This window comes from Mycobacterium sp., assembly GCF_044223235.1.
GTDB lineage: Bacteria > Actinomycetota > Actinomycetes > Mycobacteriales > Mycobacteriaceae > Mycobacterium.
This window is the reverse complement of the sequence record NZ_JBGAME010000037.1, coordinates 13631-33427: the sequence shown is the minus strand read 5'-3', so window position 1 is coordinate 33427 and position 19797 is coordinate 13631. Positions and strand designations below refer to the sequence as shown.

Sequence of the window (19797 nt, the reverse complement as noted above, 5' to 3'; positions counted from 1 at the left end):
GCAGTTCGGCGACGGCCAGCGCCCGGACCGCGTCCGCGGGAACCCCCGCCGCGGCTGCCGCGAGACGCCGCACCTCGGCGGCCCCGGCGGCCCCGGCGTTTACGGCGGCCCCGGCGTTGATGGCGGCGGCGACCACCAACTCTTCGTCGTGGCCGACGCACAGCGCGGGCACGCCCCGAGCGCGCAGCGCGCTTTCCACCCGTTGCAGGTCGATCCGTAGCCCGTACACCTTGACGAACCGGTTGCTGCGCCCGATGACCTCGTACATCCCGTCGGGCCTGCGACGGGCGATGTCCCCCGTGCGCAGCGCCTGCACCGACCGGCCGAAGGCGAGACCGTCGGGTCCTTCTGCGTAGCCCATCATCACGTTGGGGCCGTGGTAGACGAGTTCGCCCTCACCGCCGGTCCAACCGTCGACGGGCTCGATGGTGAAGGACCCGCCAGGGATCGGCCTGCCGATCGACGAGGGGTGCGACAGCGCGAACTCCGGCGGCAGATAGGCCATCCGGGCGGTCGCCTCGGTCGCCCCGTACATCACGAACAGCTGCCAGCCGCGGTCCCGGCCGAGCGCGGCAAACCGGCGCACCCGCTCCGGTGCCAGCCGGCCGCCCGCCTGGGTGAGGTAGCGCAGGTGGGGGAGATCCATCCGGTCGAAGCCGATACGGTCCAGCAGTTCGAAGGTGTAGGGAACGCCCGCCAAGGTCGTGCCCCGGTGCCTGCCGAACAGCTGCCAGAACTCGTCGTCGACGACGCTGAGCTCGGTCAAGATCAGGCCCGCCCCGCGCAGCAGATGGCTGTGGATGACCGACAGGCCATAGCAGTACGACATCGGCAGGGTGGTCGCCGCCCGGTCGCCGGGGCGGATGTCCAGGTACTCGGCGATCGAGTGGGCGTTGGCCAGCAGATTCGCATGCGAGAGGCGCACCAGTTTGGGCGAGCCCGTGCTGCCCGACGTGGACATCAGCACCGCCAGCTCGTCGTGCAACCGGTGCGCACCGGGGCTGTGCATCTGCACGTGGTGGCCGCGGATCACGACGTTGGGCCGGTAGGTCCGCAGCAGCGCGGAGTGGTCGCGGCCTGCGGGTACCGGTAGCACGACGTGACCGCCGGCGAGTGCGCCGAGATAGTGCACGAGCGTGGTGAGGTCGTTGCGCGTCTCGAGCAGCACCAGCCGCCGCGTCGTACCCAACTCCGTCGCTGCCGCGCTCACCAGGCGGGACAGCTCGCGGTAGGTCACCTCGCGGTCGGCGGTGAACACCGCGACGGCTTCTCCGTGCCCCGCGAGGTGTTCGATCAGGCCCGTCACCCGGCGCCGCCCAAGGTCATCCTCTCGTCGAGCCGCGTCGTGCAGCTGAGGTTTACCTAAGCAACCTAGTGAGCGGCGGCCGCTGACCGCAACGCGGCGAACCGCAGGGTCACATGCGGCCGTAGCGGCTGCGGACGAAGCTGTATCCGGCGAACGCGGCGATACCCACCGCGGCGAGGAGCAGCAGGAACTTGCCGAACGGCGCGTGGCCGAGTGTCTTGACCGCCGCATCCAAACCGGTCGACTTCGACGGATCCGCCTGCAGCACCGCCACCACGACCAGCAGCCCCGCACCTGCCAGCACCAGTCCCTTGCCGATGTATCCCGTCACCCCGACGGCCACCACCGCCGTTGACCCGCTCACCCGCAGATCCTTGAGGAACTTCTTGGACACGCCCTTGTAGACGTGATAGCCCCCGACGATGGCGGCCCCCACGCCGATCGCGATCAACAGGGCCTTACCCCAGCCCGACTGCATCAGCTGCGCGCTCATGCCCGCGTTCTGCTGGCTGCTCGACTGGCCGCTGCCCATCGCGAACCGTGCCGCGGACAGCGCGATCGCAAAGTTCACCACGGCCAGGGCGATGGATTTCGCACGCTTCCAGGCCGGTGAGTCGTCCCGCCGAGTGCCCGATCGTTCGCCGGGCTTGGAGCCGAGCAGCGCCTCGGCGAGGCGCCACAAGCCCAGCGCCAGCATGCCGACGGCGGTGACCCACAACATCACCGCACCGCCGGGCTGACCGGCCAGGGTGGCCAATGCGCCCGACTGGTCGGCGTTACCCGCCGCTCCGAACGCCAGCCGCACGATGATGAACGCGACGAGCAGGTGCAGCACCCCGCTCGCGGCGAAACCCGCCCGGGCGGTGTACTCGAATGCGGGGTTGTCCGTCGCCTTGCCCGCGGCCCTGCCCGCCGTGTTGACGACACCCGCTGCCGGCTTGTTGCCCATCACAACCCTCCCGTCGCCGCGCGGGGAATACCCGCCTCCCTGACGGCGAAAACCTCTGCGACGAACTCTGTGTGCGAAGCCTGCCCGCGGAAAGGACCGGGACTACGGCCTGCGGGCGCGCGGCGCGACCTATGCTGCTTCTGGGATGAGGAAGCGAGACACCATGACCGACACGAGCATTCACACCGCACCCGGTAGCCTCACAGCCGTAGTCGTCGGGACCGGGGCGGTGACCCCCGCCGATGTCGTCCGCGTCGCACGCCACGGCGCCCCGGTGCAGCTGTCCGGGGAGGCGCAGGCCGCGATCGGGGAAAGCCGCAAATGGGTGGAGGCGCTGGCCGTCGATCCGCGCCCCGTCTACGGGGTGTCCACGGGATTCGGTGCGCTTGCCACCCGCCACATACCGACCGAACTGCGAACACAGTTGCAGCGCAGCCTGATTCGCTCGCACGCCGCCGGTTCCGGGCCCGAGGTCGAGCGCGAGGTGGTCCGGGCGATGATGCTGCTGCGGCTGTCCACGCTGGCCACCGGACGTACGGGGGTGCGACCGGTGGTCGCCGAGACGTACGCGCGGCTGCTTTCGGCGGGGATCACGCCGGTGGTGCACGAGTACGGCAGCCTGGGCTGCTCGGGTGATCTGGCTCCGCTGGCACACGTCGCGCTCGCGGTGACCGGGGAAGGTGACGTCCGTGACGCCGACGGCCGGCTGGTGCCCGCCGCGCACGCGCTCTCCGACGCGGGTATCACGCCCGTCGTGCTCGAGGAGAAGGAAGGCCTGGCGCTGATCAACGGCACCGACGGGATGCTCGGCATGCTGGTGCTGGCGTGCCACGATCTGCGCGGTCTGCTCAAGCTGGCCGATGTCACCGCCGCGATGAGCGTCGAAGCCCTGATGGGCACCGACCGGGTGTTCGCGGCCGACCTGGCCGCGCTGCGGCCACAGCCGGGGCAGGCAGTGGCGGCGTCGAATATGCGCCGGATGCTGGCGGGCTCGCCGATCATCGCCAGCCATCAGACCCCGGACTGCACGGTGGTTCAGGACGCGTACTCGCTGCGCTGTGCGCCCGCCGTCGCCGGGGGCGCCAGGGACACGCTGGACCATGCCGAGCGGGTGGCGTCGTGGGAGCTGGCCAGCGCGGTGGACAACCCGGTGGTCACGCTCGACGGCAGGGTCGAGTCCAACGGCAACTTCCACGGCGCCCCGGTCGGCTATGTGCTGGACTTCCTTGCGGTCGTCGTCGCCGATGTGGCCAGCATGAGCGAACGGCGCACCGACCGCTTCCTGGACAAGGCCCGCAACCACGGCCTGCCGCCGTTCCTGGCCGACGACCCCGGTGTGGACAGCGGGCACATGATCGCCCAGTACAGCCAGGCCGGAATCGTTTCCGAGCTCAAACGGCTGGCGGCACCGGCCAGCGTCGACTCGATCCCGTCCTCGGCGATGCAGGAGGACCACGTGTCGATGGGCTGGTCGGCGGCGCGCAAGCTGCGCCGCGCCGTCGACGGTCTGACCCGGGTACTGGCCATCGAGGCCCTCACCGCGGCGCGGGGACTGGACCTGCGCGCGCCGCTGACACCCGCGGCAGGCACCGCCGCGGTTCGCGACACGCTGCGCCAGCACGTCGCAGGTCCGGGCACCGACCGGTACCTGGCGCCCGAGATCGAGGCGGTGGTGCAGATGGCCGCATCGGGGGAGCTGGTGGCAGGCGCCGAGCGTGCGGTGGGCGCCCTAAACTGACGGGGCCTGACGGCTCAGCGCGTTGCCCCCGTCACCACGCGGTGAATCAGCCGCGCCGCGGTCCGGGCCGTCCGATTGTCGATGTCCAGGCGGGGATTCAGCTCGGCCACCTCCAGCAGCGCGAGTTTGCCGCTGCGAGCGACGATGTCGCACACGTGCTGGATCACCGTGAGTTCCACCCCGTAGGCGGCCGGTGCGCTCACACCCGGGGCGACCGCGGCAGGCAGCACATCGAGGTCGATGGAGAGGTGCACGACGTCGGCGGAGTCCAGGAACTCCGCCACGAACGCCTCCGCCGCGGGGCGCGTGCAGTCGTCATCCATCAGGTACCGGCAGCCCAGTTCGTCGGCGGCCGCGAAAAGCGCCGCGGTGTTGCTCGGCTGCGCGATGCCCAGCACCGCGTAGTTCAGCGCTCGCCCGCGCTCGGCCTCATGAACGGCCATCTGCAGAAACGGGGTGCCGGAGCTGGGCAATGGATCGGCGCGCAGGTCGAAATGCGCGTCCAGATTGAGCACCCCCAGCCGGGCGCCGGAGGCCGGCACCGAGGATCCGGCGATGCCGAGGTAGCTGCCGTAGGCGACCTCATGTCCGCCGCCGAGGACGGTGACGAGGTGGCCCGCGTCGAGTAGCCGGGCCACCGCGAGCCCCAGCCGGCGCTGGCCGCGCTCCAGATCGGAGTCTTCGACCCGCACGTCGCCCGCATCGAAGACCCGCAGCGGTCGGGCCAGCGCCATGGATGCCAGCGCCGCGCGTAGCGCGGCCGGGCCCTGCGCGGCTCCGGGACGTCCCCGGTTGCGCCGCACGCCTTCGTCGCTGCAGAAGCCGACGAGAGCGGTGCCGCCGGGGGTGGTGTCCCGCTCCAGCGACATGGCCGAGTGCCAGCGCAGGTGCTCGGGGCCGGAGCCGTCGTCGCGGCCGGACCAGGTGGACGGCGGACTGTCGACGGGGATCATGCGTTCCTCACGCCGCCCTGCCACACCTCACGCACCAGTGCCACTCCGGGACGGTAGCCCAGGTGCAGATACGACGGGGCGTCCAGCGCGATGAGGTCGGCGCGCAGCCCCGCGGCGATCCGGCCGACGTCAGTGCGCTGCAGCGCGGCCGCTCCGCCTGCCGTGGCGGCCCACACGGCCTCCTCGGGGGTCATGTGCATTTCGCGGATCGCCAGTGCGATGCAGAACGGGATGCTGGTGGTGTAGCAGGTGCCCGGGTTGCAGTCGGCCGCCAGCGCCACCGTCACACCCGCGTCGATGAGCGCCCGTGCGTCGGGATACTTGTTGCGCGTGCAGAAGTCGGCACCGGGCAGCAGGGTGGCGACCGTGCTGCCGCCGGCCAGCGCGTCGACGTCGGCGTCGGTGGTGTAGGTGACGTGATCCACCGAGGCCGCACCCAGCTCCACGGCGAGCTTCACACCCGCGCCGTAGCTGAGCTGGTTGCCGTGCACCCGCGGGGTGAGTCCGGCCGCGATACCCGCCTCCAGTACCGCACGGGACTGTTCGGCGTCGAACGCCCCCTCCTCGCAGAACACGTCGATCCAGCGCGCGTGCGGCGCGCATTTGGGTACCATCTCGTCGATCACCATGCGCACGTAATCGTCGGTGCGGCCGGCGAATTCGGGCGGCGTCACGTGCGCGGCCAGCAGTGTGGTCTCGGTGGTCTGCCTGCCCGCGACGTCGAGGCTGCGCAGTTCGTCCGCGACCGACTGGCCGTAGCCTGATTTGCATTCCACGGTGGTGGTGCCCGAGCGGCGCGCCTCGGCGACCAGCCGGGCCATATTCGCGCCGAGCTCGTCGTCGGAGGCGGCCCGCGTCGCCGCGACGGTGGTGCGGATGCCGCCCGCCTCGTAGCGTGCCCCGGTCATCCTGGCCGCGAACTCCTCGGCCCGGTCACCGCCGAACACGAGGTGGGCGTGGCTGTCCACGAATCCGGGCAGTGCCGCCCGGCCGCCGAGGTCGTAGCGCTCGTCGGCGGCGGGCGCCTGCGCCGCGGGCCCGACCCAGGCGACGTGCCCGTCGCCGAGCACGACCGCGGCGTCGCGCAGGATTCCCAGCGGGCCGTCGCCGACTGTCGGGTCGTTGGTGACCAGCGTGCCGATGTTGTCGATCAGTGTGGTGGCCACGGCCTTTCAGCCCTCCTGCATCGGGATGCGGACCCCGCGCTCGCGGGCGACATCGGCGGCATGCTCATAGCCGGCGTCGACGTGGCGGATCACGCCCATACCGGGATCGTTGGTCAGCACCCGCTCCAGTTTCTGTGCGGCGAGCTCGGTGCCGTCGGCGATGCAGACCTGGCCTGCGTGGATGGACCGGCCCATGCCGACGCCGCCGCCGTGGTGCAACGACACCCAGGAGGCGCCCGAGGCGGTGTTGAGCAGCGCGTTGAGCAGCGGCCAGTCGGCGACCGCGTCCGAACCGTCGGCCATCGCCTCGGTTTCGCGGTACGGCGAGGCGACGGACCCGGAGTCCAGGTGGTCACGGCCGATGGCGATCGGGGCGGACAGCTCGCCGGAGGCGACCATCTCGTTGAACTTCAGGCCGGCGCGGTGACGTTCGCCGTAGCCCAGCCAGCAGATCCGGGCGGGCAGGCCTTCGAAGTGAACCTTCTTGCCCGCCATGGTGATCCAGCGCTTGAGGTGCTCGTTGTCGGGGAACAGTTCCAGGATCGCTTTGTCGGTGGCCTCGATGTCCTTCGGGTCGCCGGACAGCGCCGCCCAGCGGAACGGGCCGAGGCCCTCCTCGAACAGCGGGCGGATGTAGGCGGGGACGAAGCCGGGGAAGTCGAAAGCCCGTGCGTAGCCGCCCTTCCTGGCCTCGTCGCGGATGGAGTTGCCGTAGTCGAACACCTCGGCACCACGGTCGGCGAACCCGACCATCGCCTCGACGTGCTTGGCCATCGACGCCTGCGCCTCGGTGGTGAACCACGCCGGGTCCTTGTCGGCGAGCTTGTGCCAATCGTCCAGCTCGACGCCGATCGGCAGGTACGACAGCGGATCGTGCGCGGAGGTCTGGTCGGTGACGATGTCGATCGGCGCGTCGATCTGCAGCAGGTAGGGGAACACCTCCGCGGCGTTGCCGACGACACCGATGGACAGCGGGCTGCGTTCGTCGCGCATCCGGATCGCCAAAGCCAGTGCCTCGTCGACGGATTCGGCCTTGGTGTCGAGGTAGCCGTGCGCGATGCGGCGATCGATGCGGGCGGGGTCGACGTCGACGCAGATGGCCACACCCTCGTTCATGGTGACCGCCAGCGGCTGCGCGCCGCCCATGCCGCCGACACCGGCGGTGAGGGTGATGGTGCCGGCCAGCGTGCCATTGCTGTGCGGGTAGCGGCCGGAGGCGGCGAGCTTGCGCGCGACGGCACCGAACGTCTCGTAGGTGCCCTGCAGGATGCCCTGGCTGCCGATGTAGATCCATGAGCCCGCCGTCATCTGGCCGTACATCATCAGGCCGAGTGCCTCGAGCTTGCGGAACTCCTCCCAATTCGCCCAGTCGCCAACGAGATTGGAGTTGGCCAGTAGCACCCGCGGCGCCCATTCGTTGGTGCGGAACACGCCGACCGGCTTGCCCGACTGCACCAGCATGGTCTCGTCGGACTTCAGTGTCTTGAGGGTGCGCACGATCGCATCGAACGCCTCCCAGCTGCGCGCGGCCTTGCCGGTGCCGCCGTAGACCACCAGGTCGTCGGGGCGTTCGGCCACCTCCGCGTCGAGGTTGTTCATCAGCATGCGCAGCGCGCCCTCCTGCTGCCAGCCGAGGCAGGTCAGCTCGGTGCCGCGCGGTGCGGAGACGGGACGCGGGCCGGCGGGGGAGGTCGGGGAAGTCTTGGGGGAAATCTTGGCGGAAGTCTCGGGGGAAATCGCGGTCATGTCAGCTCCTGTCGAACGGTGACTCCATCACAGCGTTTCTGTGGGCCGCTGAACAGTGCCGTTTCGTCTGCTTCTCGGATCCGAGACGTTATGGTTGATGTTCTCGACGGTAACGTGGTGGCGGCGATCCGGCGCGATCCCCGTCCTGGCGTTACTTTCGACGTGACTACTCGGGTTCGTGGCCGGCGATCTGCTCAGTGAGTCGCTGTGCGCCCCGCCGCAGGATCTCGCCGACCTCCCCGGGCAGGCGTCCGGAGTAGCGGCGCTTCCACGTCGAGCTCAGGGCGGCCACCGGGCGACCGTTGTGGTCGAAGACGGCCGCACCCGCGGACTGCAGGCCGTCGGTGATGAGCTCGACCTCCTCGGCCCAGCCCCGGTCGCGCCCGTCGGCCAGCATGCGGCGTAGGTCGGTGAGGTTCTTGGGGCCGCGACCGGTGCGGGTGATGAAGTCGGATCGTCGCGAGTACAGCGCCTTGACCTGGGCTTCGGGCAGCGCGGCCAGGATCGCCCGGCCGTTGGCGGTCAGATGCGCGGGCAGCCGCACGCCGATGTCGGTGACGAGCGAGACCTCCGCGGCCGGTCCCGACGTCGGGCGTTCCTTGAGTAGATAGACCGTCTCGTTGCCGTGCAGGATGCCCAGATGGACGGGTTGTCCGAGCTGCATCGCCATCCGGTGCAGGATCGGCTGGGCCAGCCGTTCGAGAGGTTCGTGGCGCAGGTAGGCCGAGCCGATCTCCAGCGCGGTCACGCCGAGGCCGTAGGCCCGTTCGGCCGGGACGTAGACGACGAAGCCGCGATCGACCAGCACGTTGAGGATGTGGTACACCGACGAGCGCGGCAGATCCAGGTCCCGCGCCAGGGTGGCCGCACGGATCGGCCTGGGCCGCTGGGCGAGTCGGACCAGGATGTCCAGCGCCCGGCCGACCGCGGGTGACGTGCTGGAGCCCGCAGAGGTGTCCATCGACCGATTGTCGCTTGCTGGTCGGGGCTCGGGTGCCCGCTTACCCCTGTCTCGTCTTCGCGCGCCCCGCCCTGCGCCGAGTTCTGCGCGACGGTCGTGGTCTGGCGCCGCGGCGCAGGCCCCGGCGCGGATTTCGCGTGCGGCTTCCGATTCACGCCTCCAGTTCGCCATGTTAGGGCTGTATCCAGGTGGTCTTCAGCCAGGTGTACTTGTGCGCATGCAGCGACAGGTCACGGCCGAATCCGGACTGTGCGGATATGCGATGCGGCGAGATGCCGAGATTCGGTCGGCGCCCGGTCATGACCACGTCCGATTGGCCGGTTGGACGCCGTGGCGCGGTCGACGCAGATACCCGGTCGACAGAGATGAGCCTCCTCAGAAGGCTGGAACGGTGCGGACTGCGTTGAGTATCGAGTCATGGGACATCTCGTTGAATCGACATAGTTGCGAAATGTGATCGACAAGATCGTCGGTATGTCGAACACGGGTAGGCTGTCGCGATGGGGATCCCGATCGAGTGGTTACTACGGCAGCACAGCCTTGGTCTGAAACCGCAGGCCGGTGAACCCGCTTCGGCTGTAATCGATTTCGTCCACCCGACAGAGCTTGTCGAACCGGGTCAATGGCTTTCGGGTAATGAGTTGGTGCTGACGACCGGGCTCGCCCTGGTCGGCAAGCCGGCCCGCGCGGCACCGCTACCTCGCTCACCTCGTCGAATCAGGGTTCAGCGCAGTTGGTTTCGGAACCGGCTTGTCGTTCGAAGCGATACCCGAGCCCATACTGACCGCCGCAACCGATCTTGGGTTGATCGTCGTGGAGGTGCCCTACTCAACACCGTTCGCCGCTGTGATCAAGACGGTGACAGCTCGGTTGGCTGAACTCGAATATGCCGTGCTGCGGGCCGCAGCCGTGACGCAGGGACGCATTACCCGCGCCGCACTGCGCGGAGGTAGCGAGCTGATCGTTAGTGACGTCCGGGATCCGTTGGATACGAGCGGGATCGGGCCGCACAACTGGCAAGTTCCGCCGTACAATCGGTGGGCGCTTTGGCACGCGCCGGAATTCCTGCCGCACCAGTCTGTTACGCATGATTTGGACCGTGTCCGCGAAATCGGTTGGGCACCAACACCAACGAATGTCGTTGATATTGCGCTCCGTCGCGTCAACGGCGGCGTGAGCACGGTCGGCGAGGTGATGGCGGCGACCTTCACCGATGCCTACGTCGTGGTCCAGGACGGCGCGTTGGTTGCCGAATGGTACGGCCCGGAGGGTGGACCACACGCCACGCACTCACTGATGTCGGTGACCAAGTCCGTGGTCGGGTGCGTCGCCGCGGCACTCAGTGTCTGTGGAACACTCGATAGGTCAGCTGAGATCACCACGTACATAACGGAACTCGTCGATAGTGGATATGCTGGTGCCACTGTCGGCGACGTTCTCGATATGCGCAGCGGAGTGCGTTTCCGGGAGGACTACGACGATCCCGAGTCGGATATCGGAATGCTGGGTCGTTGGCTGGGCTGGACCCCAGGGGATTCCAGCCGGGGCTTGTACGCCTATTTGTGTCAGTTGGCGGCCGACGGCGCGCACGGCGGCCCATTCCGATATCGCTCGGTGGAGACCGACGTGCTTGGTTGGGTGTGCGAGCGCGCCGCAGGCATCCGGATGGCCGACCTGATCTCCGAACTGGTGTGGCGGCCGATGGGAGCTGAGAACGACGCGTATTTGCTCTGCGACGCACTGGGAACCGCCGTCCATGACGGTGGGCTGTTCGCCACCGCAAGGGACATCGCACGATTCGGGCAGGTCCTGCTCGACGACGGCTCGGTTGCGGATGCCGAGCGCGGTACCCGGACCGTCATCGACCCCCGGTGGATTCGGATCAGCTGGGCGGTCGACGCTGACACGCGGGCAGCGTTCGCCGCATCGCCGGCCGAGCACTCGATGCCCGGCGGGTGGTACCGAAACCAGTTCTGGTTCCGGCCCGGTGAGCAGGGGGATGTGTTGTTGGCCCTGGGCATTCATGGCCAGATTCTCCATGTCAGCCGCCGCACCCGGACTGTGTGCGTGAAGTTCTCCAGCTGGCCGCAGCCTCAGAATCAGGTTTTCCTGCAGGACACCCTGCGTGCGTTCGACGCCATCGGCAGCGAGCTGGCTGGTCGTCCGCGCACCGGCGACAGACACCGGTTGCGTGGCGTGGTGGCGGGATTGAGTCGCACCGGATTGTCCGAACGGACACCGACACGTGAGAATGGAAACCTTCTGTGATCGAAAAGTTGCTTTGGCCACCCGCGCTGGCCGCTGAAATCATTGCAGCGCTGAGCAATCGAATGAGACCGCAGTACTGTAAACACCCGAAATCAACCCCGACTCCACAGGAGCATTGGATGGCAGGCAACGATTCAGTTCTCGACGGAATATCCGAGATTCGAACGTTCTTTCGCACCAACGATCAGCCGATCTATTTCTTCGGACCCACCGCATTCAATCTGCTGGGCATCGATCGCTGGGTGCGCAACTTCGGCTATGTCGCCTACTACGACTCGTGGGACGGTGAACACCCGCGGGTCTTCTCCCCACGTAACAAACCCTACGTCGAGTTCGAGTCCAGCGAGCAGATCAACAACTATCTGCTGCGCGACCCAGAGGTCCAACAGCACCTGCGCCGCCGCGGCGGCGTGCCGATGATCGCCATGGTGTTCTTCGACGAGGAGACCGAGGAGATATGTCGTGAGCTTGGTTACCGGCTCATCCTGCCGTCGGATTCGCTTCGGCGACAGTTGGATTCGAAGATCGTCACCACTCAGCTGGGCAACGAGGCCGGCGCCCCGTCCGTGCCCAACGTGCTCGGGACCGCCAATGACTATCCGCAACTGACGTCGCTTGCGGCCGAACACGGCCTGGGCAGCGATCTCGTGGTCCAGACACCGTATGGTGACTCGGGGAAGACCACCTTCTTCATCAAATCCGAGGCCGACTGGGATGACCACCGGGAAAACATCGTCGGCCAGGACCTGAAGGTGATGAAGCGGATCAACAACCGGGCCGCCGCGGTGGAGGCATGCATCACCAGACACGGGACGGTCGTCGGCCCATTCATGACTGACTTGACTGGATATCCCGAACTGACCCCATACAAGGGCGGCTGGTGCGGCAACGACTTGTACCCGGACGCCCTGACCGGGGAGCAGCGCGAGGTGGCGATCAGCCATGTGCGCAGGCTCGGCGCCCGGCTGGCCCAGGAGGGATATCGAGGGTTCCTCGAGGTCGACGTGCTCGTCGACCTCGACAACGACGAGGTGTACCTCGGTGAGCTCAACCCCAGGATCTCCGGGGCGTCGTCGATGACGAACGTGACAGCCGGTGCGTACGCCGACGTGCCGCTGTTCCTGTTCCACCTGCTGGAGTTCATGGACGTCGACTACGTGATCGACGTCGAGGAGATCAACGATCGCTGGCACAAGCTCGCCGCGGTCGACGTGTGGGCGCAGCTGATCATGAAGGAACCGAACGACTCGGTGGAACGCATCCTGGACGCACCGACGACCGGGGCCTATCACCTGAACGAGGACGGCACGCTGACCTTCGACCGCATCACGAACGACTGGCATGATCTCAGCGGCGAGGACGAAGCGTTCTACCTGCGGGTGTACAGCACGGGCGACTTCCGCTTCCACGGAGCCGATCTCGGCATTCTGGTGACAAAGGGCCGCATGCAGACCTCCGCCGAACTCACGCCGCGCGCGCACCGCTATATCGACGGTATTCGCAAGATGTATGTTTCCGAGCCGTTGCCGTCACCGCCGGCGGTCATGCCGATCGCCTACGTCAAGTAATCCGGAAGGGCGCGATCGTTCGCAGCCGAGGGACGCATGCGCAGCCGCTGACCGGCGTCAACGTCGGGTGCCGCGTCGAATTGGGATGGGGCAGCAAGACGGGTGGCTGCGTCGTCGTGAGGAATGAAACGTCGGCGCGCCCCCCGAGCAGCCGGTTCCGCAAGCATGTCGCGAGTGTGCGCTCCCATCCGCGGCCGCCCGTGGAGGTAATGGTCACTGAATGCGTGGAGGCGCGCCGCTGCCTGGCCACGCGGGTCGACGAAGTCGCCCGCGCAGACGGCGGTCACGAAATTCGCACCTCAAGAGGGGCCGGGTGGGGTGTGGTAGGGAGACCGCGCAGCTGTAATGCTGGGGGTCCGACACGGTTAGGGAGTGCCAAGCATGCGCCGACGTCCTGACGTCACGCTCACCCAGCTGCGGTACTTCGTCAAAGCCGCCACCTACTGCTCGATGACCAAGGCCGCCGACGAGTTGCACATCGCACAGTCGGCGGTCTCGGCCGCTATCAGCCAGCTCGAGCAGCAGATCGGTACCCAGCTGTTCATCCGGCACCGCGCCCGCGGCCTGGCCCTCACCGCCGCCGGCGAGGAGATGCTCCGTGATACCCAGGGCCTGCTTGCACATCTCGACGAGGTGCTCGACAACGCCAGCGGGCGCGTCGACCAGGTGCACGGGACAGTTCGGCTAGCCTGCTTCGTCACCCTGACCCCGTTCGTGCTGCCACGCCTGCTTTCCGACCTCAGCGAGCGCCATCCCGACCTGGAAGTCGAGGTCGTCGAGATCTCGGCCGACGAGGTCCGCACTGTATTGCGCAACGGCACAGTCGAACTGGCGCTGACCTACGACCTGGCGTTGGGAGCGGGCGTCGACGCCGAGTACCTGGGTACCGCCGCCCCGTATGTGGCGTTACCGCCCGACCATCGGCTGGCCAGACGGAAATCGATCCGGCTGACCGAATTGGACAACGAACCGATGGTCCTGCTCGACCTCCCCGACAGTAGGGACTATTTCGAGGCGATCCTCGCCAAAGCCGGTGTGACGCCTAACGTCCGGTACCGTTCGGCCAGCTACGAAGCGGTGCGGGGCCTGGTTGCCCGCGGGCACGGGTTCTCGATCCTCAATCAGATGCCGGCGCACAGCCAGACCTACGGCGGGGGTTCGGTGACCACCGTAGCCATCCGCGATGAACTGCCGGGCCTGCCGATTGTGCTGGCGAAGCTGCAATCGGTGCGGACGACGGCCCGTGCGCGCGCGGTCGCCACGGCCGCCAGGGCCATCTTCGCCGATCAGGGTAGTTCGGGTTAGGTAGGGGTTAGACATCCCAGTTCCTGTACACCCGCCGCCCAACCATTCATGCGAGGGCGCAGCACTCCGTTGACACCGGTGGGGAAACCGAACCCTACGATCCGAATTCATCTGACGCGTTGTGCCGAACCTCACATCACCGACAAATTGTCGAAAGTCGATCCTCAAGCGGCTAGCCGCGGGCACACCGACGCGTCGTCGGCGGTGAGCGAGCGCGCGATCGGGCAGTCGACTCGCGTGCGTCGTTATTAGCAATTACGATTGCGTAATATGCACAAGGCGGCTGGCGTGGACTCGCTGGGTTGCGCCTGCGAATGGAGGACATGATGCGCGCGAGGTCGACGACGTTCATGGTGTTGGCGACCGCCTTGTGGGGCGGCCACTACATCATGAGCGGCGTGGCCGTAACGGCGATGAGCCCGGTTTCACTCGTGTACTTTCGCTGGTTGCTCGCCGTGGTGCCGCTCATTGTCGTCGCTCAGTTAATCGAGAAGCCGGACTGGCGACAAGTCGTTGCCGAGTGGCCCCGACTGGTCATGTTGGCCGCCCTCGGAATGATCGGCTACAACCTGTTTCTGTACCTGGCACTGGGGTTTACCACGCCGGTCGGAGCGTCGCTGGTGAACGCCGCGAACCCCGCAGTGATGGCGTTGCTGGCGGTGGTACTGACCGGTGACCGGGTCCGGCTGGCCGGTGCGCTCGGTATCGCGGTGAGCCTAGTTGGGGTATTGGTCCTGCTGAGCCACGGTTCGCTGCGCACCGTCGTGACTCTGGACTTCAACTTCGGTCAGCTGTTGATGGTGGGGGCAGTCGTCGTGTGGAGTCTGTATTCGATCTACGGTGGCAAGCTCACCTCGGTGCCGCCGATAGCGTCCACGGCGGCGCAGGCAGCGGTCGTCGCGGTCGCGATGGCACCTGTCGCCTTTGCTACCGGCGCGCGGGTGCCAACGGAAGTGGCGCCGCTGAGCGCGCTACTCTTCATTGCGATTCTGCCGTCGGTAGGTTCCTACGTGTTGTGGAACATGGCGCTGCGCGATGTCGCGCCTTCGGCTGCCGCAATCTTCCTGAACCTGATTACGGTGTTCGCAGTAATCATCGGCCTGTTGCTGGGACAGCCGCTGACTATGGTCGAACTGCTCGGCGGAGCGATCGTCGTCAGCGGCGTGGTCGTCACAAGTACGTTCGGTGCGCGTTCTTGGGCGCTCGGCAGGATCGCCCGATTGGCCCATCGTCGGCGAAGCCGACAGACCTGTAAGCCGACAATGAATCCGGGAGAGTTACTCGCATGACGCACATCGGCGAACGCCCCCTTTCAGTTGCCACGACAACGGTCATCGCGGGCCGGCCGCCCCGCCGGCCAGGAGAACCTTTCAGCGTGGGCATCACACCCGCTTCTGCGCTACACGCCGGCGGCGACAACGAATACACGCGCTATGGGAACCCCGGTTGGGACGCTTTCGAGAGCGCCATCGCTGAACTCGAGCGCGGCCGATGGGCGGTGTGTTACCCGTCGGGCATGGCAGCCATCACCGCTCTGCTGGATGTGGTTGTTTCCGAGCGCGGAATTGTCGTCGCACCCCACCACGCGTACTTCGAAACGCTTGGATTCCTGCGCGGCTGGCAATCCCGGGGCCGAATCCAGCTGCGATCGGTTGACGTGACATCGACCGCCGCGGTGCTGGCCGCGGCCAAGGGGGCAGATGTTGTATGGCTGGAGTCGCCCACGAACCCGACGATGGAGCTGGCCGATATCTCGGCTATCTGCGCTGGAATTCCGCGTGGCGGACCCATCGTCGTGGTTGACAACACCACCGCCACCCCGGTGCTGCAACAGCCGCTCGACATGGGCGCTGACATGGTCGTTCACTCGGCCACCAAGCACCTCGGAGGCCACTCGGACGCGCTGATGGGTGTAACAGTTTCGAACAACGAGGCGGTGATGAACCGCCTACGCGAGGAGCGCGGGCTTCGTGGCTGCACACCAGGTGTCCTGGAGACTTTTCTCGTCATCCGAGGTGTGCGCACCCTGGCACTTCGCGTCGAACGTGCGCAAGACAACGCCCGGGTGATCGCCGAGCGGTTGCGCAGCCATTCGGCGGTGACCCGTGTGTACTACCCGGGAATCGGCGCTATGGTCAGTTTTGAGGTGGATGGCTCGGCTGATGACGCAGACAACGTCTGCGCGCAGACGGAGATCTGGACCAACGCGACCAGCCTCGGGGATGTCGGTTCATTGCTGGAGCGTCGGCGGCGCTGGACTGGCGAGTCAGTCGACATACCGGAGTCGCTTATCCGCCTTTCGGTCGGCATCGAAGGGGCCGACGATCTGTGGGACGACCTGAATCGATCGCTGCTACGAAATTGCGGGACCCGCCTTCGGTAGGGTCAGGGCTGTGGCTGGTGGCTCGAGCATGGGACGAGGCCTGGACGTCCTCGCGGCAATCGCGGCGCGCACGCGTGCGGGGGATGGTCCGTGCACGGTGCACGATGTCGCTTCCGCCCTCGACCGCGACCGCAGTCAAGTCTCGCGGGCGCTGAAGTCGCTTGAGCGACAAGGGTTGCTCACCAAAGATGTCAGTCGGCGTGCATTCCAATTGCATTGGCAGGTCTACGCCGACGCCCAGGCAATCACCAATCGGCGGTTACGCACCGACGGGCTTACCGCTCTCGAGCGACTCGCCGCCGACACGAATCTGGGCTGCTATCTAGGCATACTGTCTGCGGGCAGCACCGTCACCATCGCCGAGTCGGTCCCTCCCAGTTCCCGCATTGTCGGCTCCTGGATCGGGCGGCGGTACCCCGCGTACTGCAGTGACGCAGGGCAGGCATTGATGTGGGATGCGGATGATCACGAGGTCCGGGCCGTCTTCGCCGGCACCGAGTTCACCCCGCGCGGCCCTAACACCCCCCGGTCCGTCGACGACTTCCTGGGTCGCCTCAACGCAGCGCGTGAACGCGGCTATTCGATCATCGACGAAGAGGCAGAACCCGGACTGTTTTCAATCGCCGCGCCGGTCCGCGATTTCCGCGGGGAAGTGGTTGCCGCGCTTCAGGTGGTGGCTCCGAAGGTGCGGTTGCAGCCGAGGGTCGCCCAGTGTGCTCCCGCGCTGATCGAGGGCGCACGCCGGCTCGAAGATATGATAGGCGCCCCTACGAGCTGATATTTGACAGGTCGACGGACGCTGCGATGAGCGCCGGGACGAGTCGACGATGCCGGGCCACAACATCGTCGACCCGGCCGACGACACCGATCGCGGCGACCACCAGACCCGATTCGTCGCGAATAGGGGCGGCGAGTTCAGCTACCCCCTGCTCGAACTCCTCGCGTGCGTCGACCACGCCGCGCAGGCGGTCGCGCTCCATACGCTGCACGAGCTCGTCGACGGAGTGCACGGTATCCGGGCCGCCAACGCCGATAAACTCCACGTCGGCGAACAAGTCAGCGAGCTGCGCTGTGCTGTGGTCCCACAGCAGCGCTCGGCCCGCACCGGTGCACCACGTTGGGGTTATCATGCCGGGACAGTCGGTGGCGTCGACCCCGGATGAGCCTTCCGACCGGATCAAAAGCACGCGCTCATCGAGCCGCACCGACAAGCGCGCGATCACACCAAACTCGGAAGCCAGCCGCCGCAAGGGAACCCGCGCAGCACGCGTCCATGTCCTGTTCAACGTTCCGGCCAGCGAGAGGAACGCGCGCCCCACCCGTAACGCGCCGGCGTCGGCCTTCTCCAGCAGACCTAGATCGACAAGCTCCTGCGAGAGACGCGAGACACGGCTCCGGTCCATCCCGAGTTCGTCCGCGGCCCGGATAACGCCGAAACCGCCGCGGCCCATGCGTTCTCGATCCAGCGCGAGCCGAACAATGCGCAACCCACGGGTCACCGACGACTGCTCCGAGGGCGATGACACGTGGCAACTCCATCCGTCGACAAATTGTCCACAGACTACGCTCGTTAACGCCGGTGGCCGCGCAGCCCAGGCAATTATCACCCGGGTACTGCGCGGCCAGCGTTGCCACGACTATCCGAGATCGTCCGCCCGGGGCCCGACCTTGTGCGCGATGCTCGCGGGGCCCTGCCTCGTTCCACGTCCATGCCGCAAGTAGAAGTAACCGTAGCAGCCGACGACAAACGGGACACCGAAGTACAGCGCCGCGACTTGGGCTGGGTCGAGAGCGATCGCGACGATCGATACCAGGCAAAGGGTGAACGCCAGGATCGGCAGCACTGGGTAGAACGGCGCACGATACGCCAGGGTGTTCGGGTCTCCGCCGGCACGCAGGAATGCGCGGCGGTGAAAGAACTGCGAGGCCGCGATCGACATCCACACTCCAACGACGGCGAACCCGGCGATCGACACCAATACCAGGTAAACCGTCTGCGCGGCAACGACACTCGATAGCAGCGAGGCCAACCCTCCCAGCATGCTGATCCCAAGCGCCACCATCGGGATACCGCGACGCGTGACCTTGAGGAAGGACTTCGGTGCGTGACCTTCGCTTGACAGCGAGAACAGCATGCGAGCACAGGAGTACAGGCCGCTGTTGCCTGCCGACAGCAACGCCGTGATGATGACAAAGTTCATGACGTCGGTGGCATATGGTATGCCGATCGACTCGAAGACCGTCACGAACGGGCTCTCGTCCAAACCGGCCTCGTCATACGGAATGGTGGCGGCGATGACCGCGATCGAACCGACGAAGAACACCGTCAAGCGAATGACGGTCGAGCGAAGCGCGCGCGGAATGTTCTTTCCCGGGTCCTCGGTTTCGCCCGCCGCAACTCCGATCAGCTCTGAGCCGCTGAAAGCGTAGAACACGGCCAGTGCCGTCACGACTACGCCGCCGATGCCGTTGGGGAACAGGCCGTCAGAAGTGATGAAGTTGTCCAACAGCGCGGGGTACGGTCCTGAGCTGAGCGGGTGAAACCCAAGCAGAGCGCTACCGCCGAGCACGATGAGCGCCAGGATCGCTACGACCTTGACCAGAGAGAACCAAAATTCTGCCTCACCGAAAACCTTCGCAGAAAAGGCGTTCACGCCGAACATGACCGCAGCAAAGACCAGACACCAGATCCACACTGCTACGCCGGGAAACCAGCGCTGCATAAGCAGTCCCACCGCGGTGAGCTCCGAACCGATCGCCACCGCCCACGTCAACCAGTACAGCCATGCGGTAGTAAAGCCGGTGGCGGGATTGATGGAGCGCGACGCATAGATATGGAAGGCGCCGGAGACCGGATAGGCCACCGCCAGCTCGCCCAGGCAGGCCATGATCATGTACACCACGAACGCTCCCAACGCGTACGCGAGCACTGCGCCGATCGGACCGGCCGTGGAAATTGTGTAGCCCGAGCTCACGAACAGCCCAGAGCCGATCACCCCGCCCAAGGCAATCATCGTTAGGTGCCTCGCCGTCATGGCCCGACGCAGCTGTGGCGGTGCGTCGGCGGGCAGATGAATTTCAGGGGTGTCCTCCGTGGAGTAACGCATCTCTAACCTCACTTGAATTCTCAGGTGCGTGGCAGCCGAGCAGCCGCCACTGACATCCCTGACACCCTATGCAAATATTATTGCTAATAATGCTCACTTTGTTTCGGGTGTGTTGCGTGCTGACACTGCCCACTGCGGAAGGTCCGCGATCACGTCAGCGTGCGCGTGGCATGACGCCCCGAGAATTTGGCGTCAACGTCGAAGTCCGATTGGGAGGTGGGCGACCACGCCGGGTGGAGGTCAGGCAATTTAGCGGCCGCGCGCGGGTTACGTCCGGAGTGCTCACGCCGCCCTGTCTGGGTCCAGCGCGCGGATGTCTCCGTCGCGCAGCCCACGCGCCTCGTGGC

The 19797-nt window shown here is 66.8% G+C and carries 16 protein-coding genes and 1 pseudogene; 8 read left to right on the top strand and 9 right to left on the bottom strand.

Annotated elements, in window-relative coordinates:
- Together ADBZ6K_RS25130 and ADBZ6K_RS25125 are read right to left on the bottom strand one after the other, a co-directional pair.
- A partial coding sequence (locus tag ADBZ6K_RS25130) for an AMP-binding protein (protein WP_526351835.1) occupies window positions 1–1306 on the bottom strand: 1306 nt, incomplete at its 3' end.
- A 109-nt stretch (window positions 1307–1415) separates the two neighbouring features.
- A complete protein-coding gene (locus tag ADBZ6K_RS25125; protein ID WP_526351833.1) occupies window positions 1416–2255 on the bottom strand; it encodes a DUF1206 domain-containing protein in 840 nt (279 codons plus the stop codon).
- Window positions 2256–2418: 163 nt separating this feature from the next.
- Between ADBZ6K_RS25125 and hutH the strand changes: the two genes are divergently transcribed.
- Window positions 2419–3993: a histidine ammonia-lyase gene (gene hutH, locus ADBZ6K_RS25120; protein WP_526351831.1), complete on the top strand. Its 1575-nt coding sequence runs from the start codon at window positions 2419–2421 to the stop codon at window positions 3991–3993.
- A 14-nt stretch (window positions 3994–4007) separates the two neighbouring features.
- Here hutH and hutG read toward each other — a convergent pair whose 3' ends face one another.
- From hutG to ADBZ6K_RS25095, 5 genes are all read right to left on the bottom strand, one after another.
- On the bottom strand, window positions 4008–4946 hold the full coding sequence (hutG, locus tag ADBZ6K_RS25115; protein WP_526351829.1) for a formimidoylglutamase: 939 nt from the start codon (window positions 4944–4946) through the stop codon (window positions 4008–4010).
- Window positions 4943–6112 carry an imidazolonepropionase gene (gene hutI / locus ADBZ6K_RS25110; RefSeq protein ID WP_526351827.1) on the bottom strand — a complete coding sequence of 390 codons (1170 nt, stop codon included), beginning with the start codon at window positions 6110–6112 and terminating at the stop codon, window positions 4943–4945. The genes hutG and hutI overlap by 4 nt, the downstream gene beginning before the upstream one ends.
- A gap of 6 nt (window positions 6113–6118) precedes the next feature.
- Window positions 6119–7858 (bottom strand): urocanate hydratase, encoded by a 1740-nt coding sequence (gene hutU, locus ADBZ6K_RS25105; protein WP_526351825.1) that lies wholly within the window; start codon window positions 7856–7858, stop codon window positions 6119–6121.
- A 166-nt stretch (window positions 7859–8024) separates the two neighbouring features.
- Window positions 8025–8819: an IclR family transcriptional regulator gene (locus ADBZ6K_RS25100; RefSeq protein WP_526351823.1), complete on the bottom strand. Its 795-nt coding sequence runs from the start codon at window positions 8817–8819 to the stop codon at window positions 8025–8027.
- Between the two features lie 172 nt (window positions 8820–8991).
- Window positions 8992–9120: a hypothetical protein gene (locus ADBZ6K_RS25095; protein ID WP_526351821.1), complete on the bottom strand. Its 129-nt coding sequence runs from the start codon at window positions 9118–9120 to the stop codon at window positions 8992–8994.
- Between the two features lie 377 nt (window positions 9121–9497).
- Here ADBZ6K_RS25095 and ADBZ6K_RS25090 point away from each other — a divergent pair.
- The 7 genes and pseudogenes from ADBZ6K_RS25090 to ADBZ6K_RS25060 all read left to right on the top strand — a co-directional run.
- Window positions 9498–9677, top strand: a pseudogene (locus ADBZ6K_RS25090) (PucR family transcriptional regulator ligand-binding domain-containing protein); the annotation flags it as partial.
- Window positions 9678–10013: 336 nt separating this feature from the next.
- The gene (locus ADBZ6K_RS25085) at window positions 10014–11087 is read left to right on the top strand and encodes a serine hydrolase domain-containing protein (protein WP_526351839.1); all 1074 of its coding nucleotides are present in this window, start codon (window positions 10014–10016) and stop codon (window positions 11085–11087) included.
- A gap of 119 nt (window positions 11088–11206) precedes the next feature.
- Window positions 11207–12655: a biotin carboxylase gene (locus tag ADBZ6K_RS25080; protein ID WP_526351819.1), complete on the top strand. Its 1449-nt coding sequence runs from the start codon at window positions 11207–11209 to the stop codon at window positions 12653–12655.
- Window positions 12656–13036: 381 nt separating this feature from the next.
- On the top strand, window positions 13037–13960 hold the full coding sequence (locus tag ADBZ6K_RS25075; protein WP_526351817.1) for a LysR substrate-binding domain-containing protein: 924 nt from the start codon (window positions 13037–13039) through the stop codon (window positions 13958–13960).
- A 314-nt stretch (window positions 13961–14274) separates the two neighbouring features.
- Complete coding sequence (locus ADBZ6K_RS25070; protein WP_526351815.1) at window positions 14275–15249, top strand: EamA family transporter; 975 nt, start codon at window positions 14275–14277, stop codon at window positions 15247–15249.
- 86 nt (window positions 15250–15335) lie between these two features.
- On the top strand, window positions 15336–16343 hold the full coding sequence (locus ADBZ6K_RS25065) for a trans-sulfuration enzyme family protein (RefSeq protein ID WP_526351813.1): 1008 nt from the start codon (window positions 15336–15338) through the stop codon (window positions 16341–16343).
- A gap of 10 nt (window positions 16344–16353) precedes the next feature.
- Window positions 16354–17121 carry an IclR family transcriptional regulator gene (locus tag ADBZ6K_RS25060; RefSeq protein ID WP_526351811.1) on the top strand — a complete coding sequence of 256 codons (768 nt, stop codon included), beginning with the start codon at window positions 16354–16356 and terminating at the stop codon, window positions 17119–17121.
- Here ADBZ6K_RS25060 and ADBZ6K_RS25055 read toward each other — a convergent pair.
- The gene (locus ADBZ6K_RS25055) at window positions 17111–17842 is read right to left on the bottom strand and encodes an IclR family transcriptional regulator (RefSeq protein ID WP_526351809.1); all 732 of its coding nucleotides are present in this window, start codon (window positions 17840–17842) and stop codon (window positions 17111–17113) included. The two genes, ADBZ6K_RS25060 and ADBZ6K_RS25055, sit on opposite strands and share 11 nt — an antisense overlap.
- 138 nt (window positions 17843–17980) lie before the next feature.
- Window positions 17981–19450, bottom strand: a complete 1470-nt coding sequence (locus ADBZ6K_RS25050) for an amino acid permease (RefSeq protein WP_526351807.1) — start codon at window positions 19448–19450, stop codon at window positions 17981–17983.
- Between the last annotated feature and the right edge of the window lie 347 nt (window positions 19451–19797).

Excerpts from the sequence above, each read along its gene's own strand:
- ADBZ6K_RS25085 (WP_526351839.1), top strand. The coding sequence starts at position 10,014 with ATGGCGGCGACCTTCACCGATGCCTACGTCGTGGTCCAGGACGGCGCG.
- ADBZ6K_RS25125 (WP_526351833.1), bottom strand. The coding sequence starts at position 2,255 with ATGGGCAACAAGCCGGCAGCGGGTGTCGTCAACACGGCGGGCAGGGCC.
- ADBZ6K_RS25070 (WP_526351815.1), top strand. The coding sequence starts at position 14,275 with ATGGAGGACATGATGCGCGCGAGGTCGACGACGTTCATGGTGTTGGCG.
- ADBZ6K_RS25080 (WP_526351819.1), top strand. The coding sequence starts at position 11,207 with ATGGCAGGCAACGATTCAGTTCTCGACGGAATATCCGAGATTCGAACG.
- hutU (WP_526351825.1), bottom strand. The coding sequence starts at position 7,858 with ATGACCGCGATTTCCCCCGAGACTTCCGCCAAGATTTCCCCCAAGACT.
- hutG (WP_526351829.1), bottom strand. The coding sequence starts at position 4,946 with ATGATCCCCGTCGACAGTCCGCCGTCCACCTGGTCCGGCCGCGACGAC.
- ADBZ6K_RS25075 (WP_526351817.1), top strand. The coding sequence starts at position 13,037 with ATGCGCCGACGTCCTGACGTCACGCTCACCCAGCTGCGGTACTTCGTC.
- hutH (WP_526351831.1), top strand. The coding sequence starts at position 2,419 with ATGACCGACACGAGCATTCACACCGCACCCGGTAGCCTCACAGCCGTA.
- ADBZ6K_RS25100 (WP_526351823.1), bottom strand. The coding sequence starts at position 8,819 with ATGGACACCTCTGCGGGCTCCAGCACGTCACCCGCGGTCGGCCGGGCG.
- ADBZ6K_RS25050 (WP_526351807.1), bottom strand. The coding sequence starts at position 19,450 with ATGCGTTACTCCACGGAGGACACCCCTGAAATTCATCTGCCCGCCGAC.
- ADBZ6K_RS25095 (WP_526351821.1), bottom strand. The coding sequence starts at position 9,120 with ATGACCGGGCGCCGACCGAATCTCGGCATCTCGCCGCATCGCATATCC.